Source organism: Acinetobacter sp. 1294596 (assembly GCF_000582925.1).
Taxonomy (GTDB): domain Bacteria; phylum Pseudomonadota; class Gammaproteobacteria; order Pseudomonadales; family Moraxellaceae; genus Acinetobacter; species Acinetobacter radioresistens.
Window position 1 is genome coordinate 18208 of sequence record NZ_JFCC01000003.1, and the last position, 16097, is coordinate 34304.

Genomic DNA, 16097 nt, shown 5'->3' on the forward strand with positions numbered 1-16097 from the left:
CATGAACGAAACCTTACGCGTACTACCGCAATGGGCAGCCGGCTGGGAAACTACCTTTATGGTAGTACAGGCCATTATCGTACTGCTGGTGGTGGTATTAATGGCAGCACTGATGTCTTTTATTGAGCGTCGCCTGCTGGCTGTCTGGCAGGACCGTTATGGTCCGAACCGTGTAGGTCCAGGCGGTATGTTCCAGATCGTAGCCGACATGCTTAAAATCATGTTCAAGGAAGACTGGACACCAAAATTCTCTGACAAACTGACATTCCGTCTGGCACCTGCGGTTGCGATGGCAACTGCAGTACTCTCATTTATGGTGATACCTGTATCACCATCTCTGGGCGTAGCCGATATGAGTATCGGCCTGCTGTTCTTTATGGCGATGGCTGGTATTGCAGTTTATGCCGTATTATTTGGCGGCTGGTCTTCAAACAACAAGTACGCATTACTGGGTGGCCTGCGTTCTGCAGCCCAAACGATTTCTTATGAAGTCTTCCTGGGTATTTCACTGATGGGTGTAGTTGCAATTGCAGGTTCTTTCAACCTGCGTGAAATTGTAGAAGCCCAGCGTGACATGTGGTTTATCATTCCGCAGTTCCTTGGTTTTATGATCTTCGTAGTCGCAGGCGTAGCGGTGACTCACCGTCATCCATTTGACCAGCCGGAAGCCGAACAGGAACTTGCAGAAGGTTACCATGTTGAATATGGTGGTATGAAATGGGGGATGTTCTTCGTTGCTGAATACGTCAATATCATCCTGATTTCTGCCCTGATTGTAACTCTGTTCTTTGGTGGATGGCTTGCACCATTCAATCTTGAAATTCCGTTCTTGCCACCAGCATTTTGGTTCATTATTAAAACTGCTTTCTTTGTCATGATGTTTGTATTGGCTCGTGGTTCACTTATGCGTCCACGATATGACCAAGTGATGAATTTTGGCTGGAAAGTGTGTCTACCATTGGCGTTAGTAAACCTATTGGTAACTGGCGCTGTTATTCTGATGAATGCGGCCTAGGACAGCAGGGAGTTAAAAATGTATAAAATTCTAGCTGGAGTTGGGTCAATTGTTCGTACGCTATGGATGGTCTTCACCCATGTCGGACGTAAACGTGACACCATTTTATATCCGGAAGTACCTGCTGAGCAGATCGTACCGCCACGTTATCGTGGACGGATTATTCTGACACGTGACCCGGATGGTGAAGAGCGTTGTGTTGCCTGCAACCTGTGTGCTGTCGCCTGTCCAGTAGGCTGTATTTCACTGCAAAAGGCAGAGAAAGAAGATGGCCGCTGGTATCCGGAATTTTTCCGTATCAACTTTTCACGTTGTATCTTCTGCGGTATGTGTGAAGAAGCATGCCCAACCACAGCCATTCAGCTGACACCTGACTTTGAACTTGGTGAATATGTTCGTCAGGATCTGGTTTATGAAAAAGAACATCTGCTAATTTCTGGTCCCGGTAAATATCCTGACTATAATTTCTACCGTGTAGCAGGTATGGCAATCGAAGGCAAAGACAAAGGTCAGGCACAAAAAGAAAGTGCACCTATTGATGTACGGAGTCTATTACCATGATGTGGCCATTTTATCTGATGGCTCTTGTGGCCATTATCTCGACGATTCGTGTGGTAACCAACACCAATCCGGTACACGCTTTACTCAGCCTGATTGTTTCACTTCTGGCAGTAGCAGGTATTTTTCTGATCGTAGGTGCGCCTTTTGCTGGTGCACTTGAAGTGATCGTTTATGCAGGCGCTATTATGGTGCTGTTCGTGTTTGTGGTTATGATGCTGAATCTGGGGCAGCAAACCATGCAGCAGGAGCGTAAATGGTTAAACTCATCTGCCTGGGCTTACCCGGCACTGATGTCATTCCTGATGGGGTTGATTTTAGTGTGGATGCTCGGTGGTGAATACACTACTGCAGGTGCTACGCTCGGCCGTGAAATTATCGGACCCAAGGCTGTAGGTCAGTCACTCTTTACACATTATTTATTATTGGTTGAGGTTGCCGCAATGCTGCTTCTGGCTTCGCTGGTTGCTGCATTCCATATTGGTCGACGTGAACCGGGTGCAGAAGAGGAAAACAATAATGGGTAACATCCCTCTAGAACATGGTTTGATTGTCGCGACCATTCTTTTTGCACTGGGCTTTTATGGTGTAATGGTACGACGTAACCTTTTGTTTATGTTAATGAGCCTTGAAGTCATGATGAATGCAGCAGCATTGGCATTTGTATTGGCGGGGAGTGCCTGGGCACAGCCGGATGGACAGATTATGTTTATCCTGATTCTGACCTTGGCAGCAGCAGAGGCTTGTATCGGTCTCGCGATCGTCCTTCAGTTTTATCATCGCTTCCATCATCTGGATGTGGATGCTGCTAGTGAGATGCGCGGATGAGCTATTTATATTTAACAGTATTATTCCCGCTGATCGGTTTTCTCTTGTTGGCGGCAGGACGCGATAAGCTTTCTGAAAATATCTCTGCAGTAATCGGTGCAGGTTCAGTGGGCCTGTCTGCTCTGATCGCACTGATTGCCGGTATGGAATTTGTCGATAATGGTTCAGTGGCTCAGGTTCAGCATTTGTGGACCTGGTTCAGTGTTGGTACATTTGCTCCTGGCATTAGTCTGCATCTGGATGGTCTATCTTTATTGATGACCGGTATGATTACTGGGGTAGGCTTTCTGATCCATATCTTTGCTTCGTGGTATATGCGTGGTGAAGAAGGTTATGCACGCTTTTTCTCTTACTTCAACCTGTTTGTAGCAAGCATGTTGTTGTTAGTACTTGGCGATAACCTAGCACTTTTATTCTTGGGCTGGGAAGGCGTGGGCCTGTGTTCATATCTGCTGATCGGTTTTTATTATTCGAATCCTGCTAATGGCTGGGCGGCAATTAAAGCCTTTACCGTGACTCGTGTAGGTGACGTATTCCTGCTGATTGCATTATTCCTGCTTTATCAACAGTTCGGAACATTAAATATCCAGTATATCGTGGCAAATGCAGCTCAGGTCATGACTCTAAGCTCGTCACTATCTATCTGGACTGCGTTAATGTTATTCCTTGGAGCAGCCGGTAAATCTGCACAGATACCACTGCAAACTTGGCTTGCAGATGCAATGGCAGGTCCAACACCTGTTTCTGCACTGATCCATGCCGCTACTATGGTAACTGCAGGTGTCTATCTGACCTGCCGTATGTTTGCTGTAATGGAAATGGCGCCAGAAGTGATGCAGTTTATCTCTATTACTGGTGCGGTTACTTTGCTGGTTGCTGGTTTTGCTGCCTTGGTACAGACCGATATCAAACGTATTCTGGCTTACTCAACCATGAGTCAGCTGGGTTACATGTTTATGGCGGTTGGTGCAGAAGCTTATCAAGCAGGGCTGTTCCACATGCTGGCACATGCTTTCTTTAAAGCATTACTGTTCCTGGCTTCAGGTGCAGTGATTCTGGCTTGTCATCATGAACAGAATATTTTCAAAATGGGTGGCTTACGCAAGAAAATTCCATTTGTGTTCTGGTGCTTTGTTATTGGTGGTGGTGCACTGGCAGCGTTACCAATCGTGACCGTGGGCTTCTTCTCTAAAGATGCGATCCTTGGTGCAGTTTATGCACAGTCAGCCATGTCCAACCTGCCACTTTATAATACATTGTACTGGGTAGGGGTAGTTGGTGCTTTCCTCACTTCAATTTATACATTCCGCTTGATCTGGGTAGTATTCTTTGGTGAAGAGAAGACTCATGCGCATGAAATTAAGGGAGTGACCTATTGGGGTCCGCTGGCAATCCTTGCAGCGTTGTCAACTGGTTTGGGTTACTTCTTGCAAGGTCCAGTAAATAAGCTTCTGGCTACAGCTATTCCTGCATTTAGTATTCCTGAAACGCTGGAAGATGCGGTTGCACATGCCGAGCATCTAGCAAGCGGTGTTGCAATTGCTGGTCTGATTGTGGGAATTATCCTGTTTGCTTTTGCTTACAATGTCGTAAAAAGCATTGCCAATACATCGTTTGGTACAGGTATTGCCACTATCTGGCGTAATGCTTTTGGCTTCGATGCCCTTTATCATCTTGTTTTTGTAAAACCATATTTGCTCATCGCGAAGATCATGGGTCGTGATCCGATTGACAGTCTGTGGCTGGTTCTGCCTGCGCTAGTTAAAAGCGGCAACAGCTTTACAAGTTCTCGTCAAACCGGTTTGCTACGTGAATACGCATCTAGCATGTCACTCGGGGTAGTGGTGTTGCTGATGATCCTGATCGTGATTCAGGTAGTGGGGAAATAAAATGGAAAACAATTTAATTTTACCCGCGCTGATCCTTGTTCCGTTCATTGCAGGTTTTATTTGCTGGCTGGTCGACAAGCTCGACCAACATCTACCACGCTGGATTGCTTTAATTGGCATGCTCGTTACTTTGGGCCTGACCATTGCTCTTTGGCAGACTGGTACTTATGACTATAGCTTGGGCCAGAAGGTTCCAACCTGGTCTGCAGAATTTGCACTACCTTGGATTCAAACCCTGGGTATCAATATTCATTTGGCAGTAGATGGACTTTCTTTACTCATGGTCGGCCTGACAGCACTTCTTGGTGTGCTGGCAGTAGGCTGTTCATGGGGTGAAATCCAGAAAAATGTTGGTTTCTTCCACCTGAACTTATTATGGTCTCTAGGTGGAGTCATCGGGGTATTTCTGGCTATCGACATGTTCCTGTTCTTCTTCTTCTGGGAGATGATGCTGGTGCCGATCTACTTCCTGATCGCACTTTGGGGACATAAAGGTTCAAATGGACGTTCGCGTGTTTATGCGGCAACCAAGTTCTTTATTTATACGCAGGTTGCAGGCCTGATCATGCTGATCGGTATTCTGGGGCTGGTGATTTACGGTTATATGATGACCGGTACCATCAACTTCAGCTATAACTATCTGCTGGGCGTTGCCAATGCACTGGACACTCAGCTGCCTTCAGTTGCATACGCATTTATGATCTGTATGTTTATCGGGTTTGCGGTCAAGTTGCCAGTATTCCCGTTACATGGCTGGTTACCAGATGCCCATGCTCAGGCGCCTACAGCAGGTTCGGTTGACCTTGCAGGGATCCTGATTAAGACTGCTGCTTATGGTTTGCTCCGTTTTGTTATTCCGTTCTTTCCGGCAGCATCTGCAGATTTTGCCAATATCGCTATTATCTTTGGTTTGATCGGTATTTTTTACGGCGCATGGTGTGCTTTCCAGCAAACAGACATGAAGCGTCTGCTGGCTTACACTTCCATTTCGCACATGGGTTTTGTGTTATTGGCGCTATATGCCGGTAATATCCTGACCTTCCAGGGTCTGATGATCATGATGCTGGCTCATGGTTTGTCGTCTGCTGCATTGTTTATTATGTGTGGCCAGATTTATGAGCGTCTGCATACACGTGATATGCGTCTGATGGGCGGTATTCGCGGTCAGTTCCAGTATCTGCCATTCTTCCTGATGTTCTTTGTGGCAGCGTTAGTCGGTATTCCTGGTTTGGGTAACTTCATTGGTGAGTTCCTGATCCTGATGGGTTCTTATGCAAAATTCCCAGTATTTACAATTCTTGCAGCAGTCAGTCTGGTATTTGCCGGTCTGTATGGTTTAATCCTGATTCACAAAGCTTTATTTGGTGTGCCAAATGAAGAACAAAAGCAGCATTATTCACATCCATTAAAAGATCTGAATGCTCGTGAAATGGTAATTCTGCTGATCTGTGCGCTAGGTCTAGTCTGGCTTGGTCTCTATCCACAAACTTTCCTTGATGTGTCCAACTCAAGTATGGCGTGGTTAGCAAATAGCTACATTCCTGTTCAAGAAGTCGTTGATGTCACCCAGCAGGTGTCGACTCAACTCGAAAATGTGGAGATCCAATAAGCCATGAACTTCACAATGTCATTTTCCGAGCTTATGCCATTAGCTCCTGTGATGATCGTGGCCTTAACTGCGATCGTGGTAATGATCCTCACGGCAATCAAACGTAACCATAACTTGATTGCTACTGCCACAGTAGTGGGTTTAAACCTGTCCGTCATCTATATCCTGATGGAAATGTTCGGTGGTCATTTTGTACCGGCGAATGTTATGGGCATGTTTATGGTTGATCCATTTACCATGCTGTACCAGTTACTAATCTTGATCGCTGCACTGGCCTGTTCAACACTGTCTCATGCTTATATCGAGACCTATAAGAGTAACCGTGAAGAGCTGTATATTCTGCTACTGACTTCAGTGGTTGGTGCAATGCTGATGGTTTCAAGCAGTCACTATGCATCTTTCTTTATCAGCCTCGAACTGATGTCAATTCCGGTTTACGGTTTGCTGGCCTATACACATCAGCGCGCCCGCTCTCTTGAATCTGGTGTGAAGTACCTGGTGCTGTCAGCTACTGCTTCAGCTATGCTACTGATGGGTATGGCATATATCTATGCTTATACTGGCTCACTGTCATTCTATGATTCAGTACAGGCACTCATGCAGGCAATCCAGCAACCAATGGTAATTATTGGTCTGGGACTGATTATCTTTGCTATTGCATTTAAACTATCGCTGGCGCCATTTCATAAATGGACGCCTGATGTTTATGCAGGTGCACCAGCACCGATGGCAACCTTCCTTGCTACCGCAGCAAAAGTAGCGACTATTGGCCTGTTTGTGCGCTATATACTCACTTCAGGTGCGATCCTGATTGAGTCACTAGTGACTATTATTACCATTATTGCAGTTTTATCGATTCTGGTCGGTAACCTGCTGGCAGTTCGTCAAGTAAACTTAAAGCGCATTCTAGGTTATTCATCGATTTCGCATTTCGGTTATCTGCTGATTGCACTGGTCAGCATGACCTATGTAAGTCTGGGCAGTGTAAGCGTTTATGTGATTACTTATGTATTAACTACGATCGGCGCTTTCGGTGCTGTTGCCCTGATGTCGAGTCCATATAATAATCTGGATGAAGCTGAATCACTGGCAGATTACCGAGGTCTGTTCTGGCGCCGTCCGGTTCTGACTGCAACCTTAACTGTCATGATGCTGTCTCTAGCCGGTATTCCGTTGACTGCAGGCTTTATTGGTAAGTTTCTTGTAGTTATGGCAGCAGTTACTACCCAGCACTGGTTCTTGGCTGCAATGGTGATTGTAGGTTCAGGTATTGGTCTATATTACTACCTGCGTGTAATGGTGGTTATGTATATGACGCCGCCTGAGACACCGCGTATCGATGCAGATAAGCACTGGGGCCAGAAAGTCGGCGGTTTAATGGTTCTTGGTGCAGCTGTGCTGGTATTGTTCCTGGGTATCTATCCAGATCCGATGATCAAGCTTGCGCTCCAAGCCGAGATTTTATCTCCAATCCACTTCATGTTAAGTCAGCAATAATTCTTAAAAATTATTGGATTTAACAAAAAAAGCCCCCAGACATTGGGGGCTTTGCTTATTTCAGATATAAAAAACATTTATAATGCCCCCAACTAAAACTTATTCTTTAGGTGTTCTCCCGTGCCCATTCAAGAAATCCGACATCCATTAATCCGTCATAAAATTGGTCTTTTGCGTCGTGCCGATATCAGCACCAAGAATTTCCGTGAACTGGCTCAGGAAGTTACTATGCTGCTGACTTATGAAGCAACACAGGATCTGCCAGTAGTTGACCATGAAATCGCAGGATGGGCAGGACCAGTTACAACTCAACGTATTGCCGGTAAAAAAATTACCGTAGTACCAATTTTACGTGCCGGCATTGGTATGCTGGATGGTTTTTTAAACCTGATTCCGAGCGCCAAAGTTTCTGTATTGGGGCTTGAACGTGATGAAGAAACATTAGAAGCGCGGACTTACTATAAGAAACTGGTTCCAGATGTACAAAATCGTATCGCCATGATTATTGATCCAATGCTGGCCACAGGTGCTTCGCTAGTGGCTGCAATTGATGTCCTTAAAGCCAGTGGCTGTAAAGATATCCGGGTGATGGTCCTGGTTGCAGCGCCTGAAGGAATCAAGAAAGTAGAAGATGCTCATCCAGATGTGCGTATTTTTACTGCTTCAATTGATGAAGGACTAAATGCACAGGGGTACATTGTGCCGGGTTTAGGGGACGCAGGCGACAAGATTTTTGGTTCAGTACAAAAAGACTAAAATATTTGCTGTCGAGGTAAGAAAGAGGCGAAAGCCTCTTTTTTTATTAGAATATTTTAAATTTGAAATACTGCAAATTATGCTGTTAAGGTTAAGAGTGCAACATTATAGCAAAGGCCTGTACCCGCTTAATCTGGCTAGAATGAGCGTGATATTAGCCAGATGAATTCCTGCTAAAAAATGAAATTTTTTCAAAAATTGCTCCAAAATAAGAAAGACAGTAAGAATATAGCTAATGAAAATGATGTAGACTGATCAAAAAAAGCGCCTTAAGGCGCTTTTTTTTATTTCTCTTCACAAAATCGCATAAATGCTTTTAAACCCGGACCCTGATATTTCTGGCGGTGAACCAGCATAAAAAGAGGGCGCGTTAACTGCCAGAAGGGTGTATCTAGTATGACTAACTGACCTTTTTCACGAAGAGGCTCAATAGCTAGTCTGGAAATACAGGAAACCCCCATACCACCAGCAACTATTTTTAAAATGGCTTCATTATGCCCAAGCGTTAAACGGATGTTTGCATCAGGTAGATCCTGCAAAATACTATTATCAAATACTTCACGGGTACCTGAACCTTCTTCACGCAAAATCCACTCAGCATTTAAAAAATCTTTCTGACTCAGCGGTTGTTTATGCTGTGCCAATGGATGATCAGGTGCACAGCAGACAGCAAGCTCATCATCACGCCAATGGATACATTGCAGTTGGGGTAAATGGCATGAGCCTTCAATGAGTGCCAAATCCAGCTGAAACTGATTTACAGCTTCAATCATCTGGCGGGTATTACCTACCTGAAGCTGTAGATGAGCTTGGGGCTGAAGCTGCAAGAAGCCAGCCATCAGATCAGGCATTAAATAATCACTGATCGTTAAGGTCGCACCCAGACGCAAATCAATACTTTGTAGTTCACCTTTAGCAGCCTGTTCAAAAGACTCACAACGACCTAGTATTTCTAAAGCTTGCGGAAGCAAGAAACGTCCCAGATCATTCAGTTGCAGACGTTTACCTAAGCGGTCAAACAGGGGGGCACCCAAACCATCTTCCAGATCTGCCAGTGCCATACTGGCTGCACTTTGAGTCAGTTTTACGGCATCGCTTGCCCGGGTGACGGTACCCTCTTGAGCAACTGCTACAAAAACCGCCAGCTGGCGTAATGTCATACGCATGAATGAAGCCTTAACGTTTAAAAAATATAAAATAAATAGATGGTCATGCTACCATGAGCACAGTCTCTCATGCCATGTAGAAATCATGTCAATTGAAAAATTTACTCAGGAAAAAGTTTTATCAGTACAGCGCTGGACCTCTAACCTGTTCAGTTTTACGCTGACACGACCTGCACATTTCAAGTTTACTGCCGGCCAGTTTGCGCGTATAGGCTTAAAAGTTGGAGATGAGCTGATCGTACGCGCTTATTCAATTGTTTCTTCACCTTTTGATGAAACTCTGGAATTTTTCTCGATTGTTGTGCCTGACGGGGCTTTTACTTCTCAGCTACAGTACCTGAAAGTAAATGACGAGCTGTATCTGGAAAAGATTCCTTATGGATATCTGACTTTGGCACGTTATCAGTTGCCACTGCCTAAAGATCTATGGCTGCTTGCCACAGGAACTGGTCTGGCGCCGTTTCTATCAATGCTACAGGATTTTGAAACTTGGACTAAATATCAGTCAATTCAGCTGGTCTACAGTGTACGTACAGCGGCCGAGCTGGCTTATCTAGACCGCATTCAGGAAATGGCCAAAATATTTGGGGAAGGGCAACAAGGCTTTCATTTTATACCAGTTATCACCCGTGACCCAAATGCCCGATTACATGAACGTTTGCCCGTACTTATTGAAAATGGTGCACTGGAAGCTGCGGCAGGGCTGCAATTTAACCCTGAGACCAGTCATGTAATGCTTTGTGGTAATCCGCAAATGGTAGAAGATACCAAAGAGGCACTGAAACGGCGTGGGCTCAGTATGAATCGTCGGGGTGAGGGAAATATTGCGGTGGAAAATTACTGGTAAGGGATAATAAGTATATATAGATATGTTTAATGCACAAACATATCTACGAACTCGCGGATCTCCTGAATTGCACTGTCAACATCTGAACTGAGCCAAGTCGGTTCAAATATCCCTGAATAATGTTCAATACGGTCTTGTGGGACCACCAGCCGGATTGGACAGTCTTCTTCAAGCAGGCGCCAAGGAATGATAGGCACTTCCTGATCCAGAAATGCACTGATATTACGAATATCAATGATCATCGCATTTACACAATCGGGAAACGGCATTACTGAAAATTCTTCAGTACGACGCCGGAAGTATTCTAGATCGCCCCACTTTAATACATAGCTAGGCTTGCTAAACTCAATAATCCCGATCAGGTGCAGGTCACGCGTATGATGTAAATAGCACTGATGCGTAACATCGGTGTCTAAATCCAGTGAGGTACGCTGTAGACGATATGCCATAAATAAACAGAATGCATAAAACTTGGCCCAATAGTATAGCGCATTTTTAACTACAACTTAGAAACATTGCACACGTTCCCACTATGCTTTTTCACACAATACAACATAAGTGCTTGTTATGATGAAAATCCAAGCCATAAGAATAAGAGAATGACTATGCAACACGATTTTAATAAACCACCTCATACTAATGGCCCACAGGATACGGCAAAAAAAAACCGTTTACCTATTTATATTCTTATTGCGGTAGGTATTTTTCTGGCGGCTTTAGTGGTTTATATGATTGGCGACCGTGATCCGGATTCTTCTGAGGCTCCGCCACAGCATCCTAATGCAGAAATGGAACAAGCTTCCATGAACAATACAACTCCAGCAGTAGCCGGTAATACCGAAGCGACGGCAGTAGACAACAGTACGGCAACGGCAACAGATACTGGCGGTACAGCAGCAGCTCATGATACCGGTACTGGTTCTGCCCATGGTCAATAAGGCTAGCTAGATGAGGATCAGACTATAGTGGCGGCCGTTTAAATATTGCTATCCACTTAAGTCACCTCAGCCTATAGCCTTAATGTGTATACATTAGGGCTTTTTTGCAATCTTTTACTGACGATTTGTTGTATTTATGCTCACTGTAGTTGAATAAACATTGTCCACAAAATATGTTGAAAAGGAATATAAGCCTAGCTTTCTAAACATTCTTAACAACTTAAAACGCTTTAAAACAAGCAAATTGAAGCATAACAAGAGGGCATAACAAAATGAATGATTACTATGCTGGAGGAGCCCGAGGTCCGGGTTTTGATGCAATGTACTATTGGGATCAATTCCATCCCATTATTGCGGCGGTTGTGATATTAATTCTGGGCTGGATTATTGCATTGGTCATTGCTGCCGGAGTTAAAAAGCTTCTGCAAAAAATGAATACCAATCATAAATTATCTAATGCAGCAGGGCACACTACAACTACAGGAACGTCTCCGAATTATGAGGGACTTTTCTCACGTATTGTATTCTGGTTTATTTTAATTATTGCCATTATTGCTGCTTTAAATGTTCTGAATATCAATAGCGTCAGCGGTCCGTTTAGTAATATGATCAGTCAAGTGCTGGTATTTATTCCTAATCTGATTGCAGCAATCGCGGTAGGCTTTATTGGCTGGCTGGTAGCACGTCTGGTGCGTACCGGTTTAACCAAAGTACTGGCCCGTACACAACTTGATGAAAAGTTGAGTAATGATGTCGGTGTAAGTCCTATCAGTAAAAATATTGCTGATATCATTTACTGGTTAATCCTTTTACTGTTCCTGCCAATTGTCCTTTCTATTCTGGGACTGGATGGCCTCTTGGTGCCAGTTCAAAACCTGGTTAATAAAGCTGCGCTATATATTCCTAATATATTCATGGCAGCTATCATCCTGTTTGCAGGCTACATTCTGGCCAAAATTGTTCGTGGTATTGTAGAAGGTCTGGTTAACAGCCTTGACTTGCAGACTCAGGTACAAAAAGTAGGTTTATTTAAAAATTCTAATTTACCTGGATTCCTTGGTTCATTCGTGTTTGCAATCATTATGATTACAGCACTGATTGTAGCTTTTGAAGCACTAGGTATACAAAGTATTTCTCAACCTGCAACTGCGATGCTCTATGAAATCATGAATGCAATTCCGCATATTATTGCTGCGGGCCTGATTCTGATTCTGGCATACATCGTGTCACGCTTTGTTGGCCGTCTGGTTGCTGAACTGATTGCCGGTACAGGTGCAGATGAACTACCAGCTAAGGTTGGTGTTCAGCGTTTCATGGGTAATGCCAAAGTATCCAGTATTGTTGGTTACCTAATTGTATTCTTCACTATGCTGTTTGCTCTGTCTGAAGCAGCAAACCGTCTTGGTTTTGAGCAAGTCAGCGCGCTGATTGCCATGTTCATTTACTTTGGTGCCAATATTCTACTAGGTGCAGTAATTTTGGTAGTAGGTTTCTGGCTGGCCAATATAGTAGCGAATGTTGTTGAACGTGGTGAATACAATAGTTCACGTTGGTTAGGTTGCCTGGTTCGTGTATTAATCATGGGTCTGGTAATTGCTATGGGTCTACGTGCAATGGGCATTGCCGACTCTATTGTAAACCTTGCTTTTGGTCTAACTCTGGGTGCGGTGGCAGTAGCATTTGCTCTAGCCTTTGGTTTAGGTGGACGCCAACCGGCTGAACGTGTTTTGACTGACTTGATTGATAAAGCGAAACGTGAGGCGAACCATCCAAATCCTTTACGAAATAATGACTCCGGTACTACCAGTTCAACAATGACTTCAACCACTGGTTCATTTACAGCTGCTCACACCCCTGCAACTAGCCCGTCAATGACTTCATCTCAAGGTACAGATACTTCAGCTGCTAAATCATCTGAATTATCTATGGATGGGGCTTCGTCTCAGGTAACTGACAGCACAACTAAAACTGCGGAGAATGGAACTTTTATGCCAGATACCGATAATGATACCAATGCGCCAATGCGTACAGATTTGTCAAATACTACTCCGGCGACATTAACGACTGCACCATATGGTGATGATGAAGCCTCTGGCATTGATCAGGTTACGCCTGATTCAGTAGGGGTTAATCCAGTAAATCCGCCTACTAATAATCCATTTGGCTCTACAGGTGAAGCTGAGCCGAATGTAGATGCTAACAAAAATCCAGAAAAGAAAGATGATCAAAAATAAGCTTTGATCTGAATAAAAGATGGGTCACCTGAGCGTGGCCTTTCTTTTTAAGTTCATAACAGGAGAAGTATAAAAATAATGCAAAACTATCCGGAGCGACGTCCACCCAACAAGGTTCTTGCACCATTAATTATTGCCGGTATTACTACAGGTTTTTTAAGTGCGGCTTATAAGTTTATCTTTAAGAAAAATTCTGAGTTAAGTCATAAACAGAATGTAACCGAAAATAAGTCCGAACATAATTCAAAGATAAAATGTCCAGAACAGAAGCATGAGGAGTTCTGAAAAATCTTTAAGACCAAATATCGTCATGAAAATATGGTAAATTTTGTAGGGCCCCAATTGTGCTGAGGAAACAGTTTATATATGATGAAGACTTAAAGAAAAAATAGTATTCAATAAAAATCTAAACAAGGAACTGTTATGTTAATTAAAAATCTTTTAAATACAATATTTAAAACAGAAAAATCAAGTTCAATGATGCTTGCTGTAAACAAGATGGAGGCGACCATTAACCGTTTACAGCAGACGCGCCAGATTATTTTATTACGTACAGATTATCTCGAATAACTTATACATATTGACTGGCAGCATGGGCAGAAGCCCATGCCCATTGAAAGTTGTATCCCCCTAAGTGGCCAGTGACATCCAATACTTCACCAATAAAATAAATCCCTTTCTGTTTTTTACTTTCCATAGTTTTGGATGAAACTTCAGTCGTGTCTATCCCACCCAAAGTCACTTCAGCGGTACGGTAACCTTCTGTGCCAGAAGGCTTAACACTAAAATTTTGCAGATTCTCACCGATTTCTTCTAGTCTCTGGTCACTTAAATTAGCAATTCCGGTTTCAGATTCTTCAGGCCAAATCAAGTTCTGTAGCTCTACTACAATACTTTTAGCCATATATTCATTAAGTAATGTACGGAGCAGAACTTTAGGCTGCGACTGCTTTTTTTGTTTTAACCATATCGCTATATCTGTTCCCGGCAGAAAATTAATCTGAAAGCTTTCACCATTACACCAATAATTAGACAGCTGTAGGGCACTTGGGCCACTTAGACCGCGATGGGTAAATAACAGGGCCTCAGTAAAACTATTTAAAGAATTACTTAGAGTTGCTTCCAGTGCATTACCACTTAAACGGGTAGTTACTTCCTTGAACTGATCACTAAAGATGAAAGGAACTAAGCCTGCACGGGTAGGGTAAACATAATGACCGAACTGTTTTGCCAGTTCATAGCCGAAACCTGAACCACCCAGTGTAGGAATAGACAAACCACCAGAAGCTACAACAACAGATTCACAGTTAAACTGACCTTGTGCTGTGATAACTTCGAAGTTGTTTTCATAAAGTGGATTTACCGCTTTGACTTCACAGCTGCTTTGAATTTCAACATTTCCTGTTTTTTTACATTCACTGAGCAGCATATTTAAAATATCTTTGGCGCCGTTTAAGGTAAAGAGCTGTCCATGCTTGCGCTCTTCATACTCAATACCATAATCACACACCAGTCCAATAAAATCCCAGTTGCTATAGCGGGATAGAGCAGAGATAACAAAATGCGGATTATTGGAAATGTAGTGTTCAGGCTCGACATATAAATTGGTAAAGTTACATTTACCGCCACCAGACATAAGAATTTTTTTGCCGACTTTATTGGCTTTCTCTACAACCAGAACCTTACGCCCCCGTCTGGCAGCCAAAGCTGCGAGCATTAGTCCAGATGCGCCGGCACCTATAACAATCACATCATAATATGCTGCAGCCATCAGTAATTCCCAGTCATAAAAAAGCTCGGCATTATAGTCGATTTTCAGAAAAAGATTCAGGATGTAGAGGGAAACCTTGTAATCCTCCACTGTGAATGGCGAGAATACGGGTATGAGGTTGAAAATAATTTTTTTGAATCAGATCTATTAGTCCAAATAGCATTTTTGCCGTATAGATTGGTTCAAGAGGAATACTATAAGCTTTCTTAAAGTGTTGTATAAAGTCGAGCAGCGCAGGCGTAGTTTTAGCATAACCACCAAAGTGATAATCCTGTAGCAGCTGCCAGTGGGTTTTGTTAGTCCATTGAGTAATTTCTGCTTGTAAAAAATTTCCCTTTAGCACTGGAAAACCTAAGACCTGATGCTGTTCTGAACTGGCTTCAATCAAGCCACTCATAGTTCCGCCAGTACCCACCGCACAGCAGAAAACATCATAGTTTTCCAGATCTTGTGAAGAAAGGATTTCCTTGCACCCAGTTACAGCGAGTGAATTGGTACCGCCTTCTGGAATGATATAAGCCTGAGGAAAACGTTGCTGTAACGTCTGCAGGTAGGCCTGATCAGCCCGGTATTTGTATTCATGACGACTTATAAAATAGAGCTGCATGCCATTTGCTTGGGCCTGCATAAGGGTTGGATTAAACGGACGCTGAGCCAGTTCTTCTCCCCGGATAATACCTATAGTAGATAAACCGGCAAGTTTGCCTGCGGCGGCGGTAGCAGCAATATGATTCGAAAAAGCGCCTCCAAAAGTCAGAAGCTGTTTGAATCCTTCTGCCAGAGCAAAATGGATATTGTTTTTAAGTTTATAAAATTTATTGCCAGAAATTTCTGGATGAACCAGATCTAGCCGCTTGACAGTTAAGCTCAGTTGAGCGTGCTGAATAATAGTCTGGTAAGGTACAGGCTGAGCTAAAAGGTCAAGCATAAAAACTGGCAATATAGACTAGACTAAGATAAAACAATCATAAACTGTTGTAGCTAAAAAG

17 protein-coding genes are annotated in these 16097 nt (G+C 43.5%); 13 read left to right on the top strand and 4 right to left on the bottom strand.

All coding sequences use genetic code 11. The annotated features are described in order from the left end of the window. The first annotated feature begins 1 nt into the window (after position 1). The 8 genes from nuoH to upp all read left to right on the top strand — a co-directional run bounded on the left by nuoH (position 2) and on the right by upp (position 8152). Complete coding sequence (gene nuoH / locus J502_RS02235; protein ID WP_005027679.1) at positions 2-1015, top strand: NADH-quinone oxidoreductase subunit NuoH; 1014 nt, start codon at positions 2-4, stop codon at positions 1013-1015. An 18-nt stretch (positions 1016-1033) separates the two neighbouring features. Beyond that, on the top strand, positions 1034-1576 hold the full coding sequence (nuoI, locus tag J502_RS02240) for an NADH-quinone oxidoreductase subunit NuoI (RefSeq protein ID WP_005018674.1): 543 nt from the start codon (positions 1034-1036) through the stop codon (positions 1574-1576). Continuing rightward, positions 1576-2100, top strand: coding sequence for an NADH-quinone oxidoreductase subunit J (gene nuoJ, locus J502_RS02245; RefSeq protein ID WP_171054446.1), 525 nt, complete (start codon positions 1576-1578; stop codon positions 2098-2100). The genes nuoI and nuoJ overlap by 1 nt, the downstream gene beginning before the upstream one ends. Continuing rightward, a complete protein-coding gene (gene nuoK / locus J502_RS02250) occupies positions 2093-2401 on the top strand; it encodes an NADH-quinone oxidoreductase subunit NuoK (protein WP_005018679.1) in 309 nt (102 codons plus the stop codon). Before nuoJ ends, nuoK begins: the two co-directional genes overlap by 8 nt. Beyond that, positions 2398-4290: an NADH-quinone oxidoreductase subunit L gene (gene nuoL / locus J502_RS02255; RefSeq protein WP_034682966.1), complete on the top strand. Its 1893-nt coding sequence runs from the start codon at positions 2398-2400 to the stop codon at positions 4288-4290. Before nuoK ends, nuoL begins: the two co-directional genes overlap by 4 nt. A gap of 1 nt (position 4291) precedes the next feature. Further along, positions 4292-5899: an NADH-quinone oxidoreductase subunit M gene (nuoM, locus tag J502_RS02260; RefSeq protein WP_005018684.1), complete on the top strand. Its 1608-nt coding sequence runs from the start codon at positions 4292-4294 to the stop codon at positions 5897-5899. A 3-nt stretch (positions 5900-5902) separates the two neighbouring features. Then, a complete protein-coding gene (gene nuoN, locus J502_RS02265) occupies positions 5903-7396 on the top strand; it encodes an NADH-quinone oxidoreductase subunit NuoN (RefSeq protein ID WP_005018687.1) in 1494 nt (497 codons plus the stop codon). Between the two features lie 120 nt (positions 7397-7516). Further along, positions 7517-8152, top strand: a complete 636-nt coding sequence (upp, locus tag J502_RS02270) for a uracil phosphoribosyltransferase (RefSeq protein WP_005018688.1) — start codon at positions 7517-7519, stop codon at positions 8150-8152. Positions 8153-8436: 284 nt separating this feature from the next. Here upp and gigC read toward each other — a convergent pair whose 3' ends face one another. Next, on the bottom strand, positions 8437-9318 hold the full coding sequence (gene gigC / locus J502_RS02275; protein WP_026443998.1) for a LysR family transcriptional regulator GigC: 882 nt from the start codon (positions 9316-9318) through the stop codon (positions 8437-8439). Between the two features lie 85 nt (positions 9319-9403). On the opposite strand from gigC, the gene J502_RS02280 reads away from it, so the two are divergent. Further along, on the top strand, positions 9404-10165 hold the full coding sequence (locus J502_RS02280) for a ferredoxin--NADP reductase (protein WP_005406562.1): 762 nt from the start codon (positions 9404-9406) through the stop codon (positions 10163-10165). A 26-nt stretch (positions 10166-10191) separates the two neighbouring features. On the opposite strand, the gene J502_RS02285 is transcribed toward J502_RS02280, so the two are convergent. Then, positions 10192-10614 carry a hypothetical protein gene (locus J502_RS02285; RefSeq protein ID WP_005018694.1) on the bottom strand — a complete coding sequence of 141 codons (423 nt, stop codon included), beginning with the start codon at positions 10612-10614 and terminating at the stop codon, positions 10192-10194. A gap of 156 nt (positions 10615-10770) precedes the next feature. On the opposite strand from J502_RS02285, the gene J502_RS02290 reads away from it, so the two are divergent. The 4 genes from J502_RS02290 to J502_RS16890 all read left to right on the top strand — a co-directional run bounded on the left by J502_RS02290 (position 10771) and on the right by J502_RS16890 (position 13907). Continuing rightward, a complete protein-coding gene (locus J502_RS02290) occupies positions 10771-11103 on the top strand; it encodes a flagellar basal body-associated FliL family protein (RefSeq protein ID WP_005406693.1) in 333 nt (110 codons plus the stop codon). 272 nt (positions 11104-11375) lie between these two features. Then, positions 11376-13337: a mechanosensitive ion channel gene (locus J502_RS02295; RefSeq protein ID WP_005018698.1), complete on the top strand. Its 1962-nt coding sequence runs from the start codon at positions 11376-11378 to the stop codon at positions 13335-13337. A gap of 78 nt (positions 13338-13415) precedes the next feature. Further along, positions 13416-13622 (top strand): hypothetical protein, encoded by a 207-nt coding sequence (locus tag J502_RS02300; RefSeq protein WP_005018700.1) that lies wholly within the window; start codon positions 13416-13418, stop codon positions 13620-13622. Positions 13623-13760: 138 nt separating this feature from the next. After that, complete coding sequence (locus tag J502_RS16890) at positions 13761-13907, top strand: hypothetical protein (protein ID WP_171072007.1); 147 nt, start codon at positions 13761-13763, stop codon at positions 13905-13907. A 1-nt stretch (position 13908) separates the two neighbouring features. On the opposite strand, the gene J502_RS02305 is transcribed toward J502_RS16890, so the two are convergent. Together J502_RS02305 and J502_RS02310 are read right to left on the bottom strand one after the other, a co-directional pair. Next, entirely contained in the window at positions 13909-15108 is a 1200-nt protein-coding gene (locus tag J502_RS02305; protein ID WP_034682969.1) for a BaiN/RdsA family NAD(P)/FAD-dependent oxidoreductase, read from the bottom strand. Positions 15109-15139: 31 nt separating this feature from the next. Further along, positions 15140-16036 carry a 1-aminocyclopropane-1-carboxylate deaminase/D-cysteine desulfhydrase gene (locus J502_RS02310; protein ID WP_005018708.1) on the bottom strand — a complete coding sequence of 299 codons (897 nt, stop codon included), beginning with the start codon at positions 16034-16036 and terminating at the stop codon, positions 15140-15142. Between the last annotated feature and the right edge of the window lie 61 nt (positions 16037-16097).

Excerpts from the sequence above, each read along its gene's own strand:
- J502_RS02305 (WP_034682969.1), bottom strand. The coding sequence starts at position 15,108 with ATGGCTGCAGCATATTATGATGTGATTGTTATAGGTGCCGGCGCATCT.
- nuoN (WP_005018687.1), top strand. The coding sequence starts at position 5,903 with ATGAACTTCACAATGTCATTTTCCGAGCTTATGCCATTAGCTCCTGTG.
- nuoL (WP_034682966.1), top strand. The coding sequence starts at position 2,398 with ATGAGCTATTTATATTTAACAGTATTATTCCCGCTGATCGGTTTTCTC.
- J502_RS16890 (WP_171072007.1), top strand. The coding sequence starts at position 13,761 with ATGTTAATTAAAAATCTTTTAAATACAATATTTAAAACAGAAAAATCA.
- nuoK (WP_005018679.1), top strand. The coding sequence starts at position 2,093 with ATGGGTAACATCCCTCTAGAACATGGTTTGATTGTCGCGACCATTCTT.
- J502_RS02285 (WP_005018694.1), bottom strand. The coding sequence starts at position 10,614 with ATGGCATATCGTCTACAGCGTACCTCACTGGATTTAGACACCGATGTT.
- J502_RS02300 (WP_005018700.1), top strand. The coding sequence starts at position 13,416 with ATGCAAAACTATCCGGAGCGACGTCCACCCAACAAGGTTCTTGCACCA.
- nuoM (WP_005018684.1), top strand. The coding sequence starts at position 4,292 with ATGGAAAACAATTTAATTTTACCCGCGCTGATCCTTGTTCCGTTCATT.
- gigC (WP_026443998.1), bottom strand. The coding sequence starts at position 9,318 with ATGCGTATGACATTACGCCAGCTGGCGGTTTTTGTAGCAGTTGCTCAA.
- nuoJ (WP_171054446.1), top strand. The coding sequence starts at position 1,576 with ATGTGGCCATTTTATCTGATGGCTCTTGTGGCCATTATCTCGACGATT.
- nuoI (WP_005018674.1), top strand. The coding sequence starts at position 1,034 with ATGTATAAAATTCTAGCTGGAGTTGGGTCAATTGTTCGTACGCTATGG.
- J502_RS02280 (WP_005406562.1), top strand. The coding sequence starts at position 9,404 with ATGTCAATTGAAAAATTTACTCAGGAAAAAGTTTTATCAGTACAGCGC.
- J502_RS02310 (WP_005018708.1), bottom strand. The coding sequence starts at position 16,036 with ATGCTTGACCTTTTAGCTCAGCCTGTACCTTACCAGACTATTATTCAG.
- nuoH (WP_005027679.1), top strand. The coding sequence starts at position 2 with ATGAACGAAACCTTACGCGTACTACCGCAATGGGCAGCCGGCTGGGAA.
- J502_RS02295 (WP_005018698.1), top strand. The coding sequence starts at position 11,376 with ATGAATGATTACTATGCTGGAGGAGCCCGAGGTCCGGGTTTTGATGCA.
- J502_RS02290 (WP_005406693.1), top strand. The coding sequence starts at position 10,771 with ATGCAACACGATTTTAATAAACCACCTCATACTAATGGCCCACAGGAT.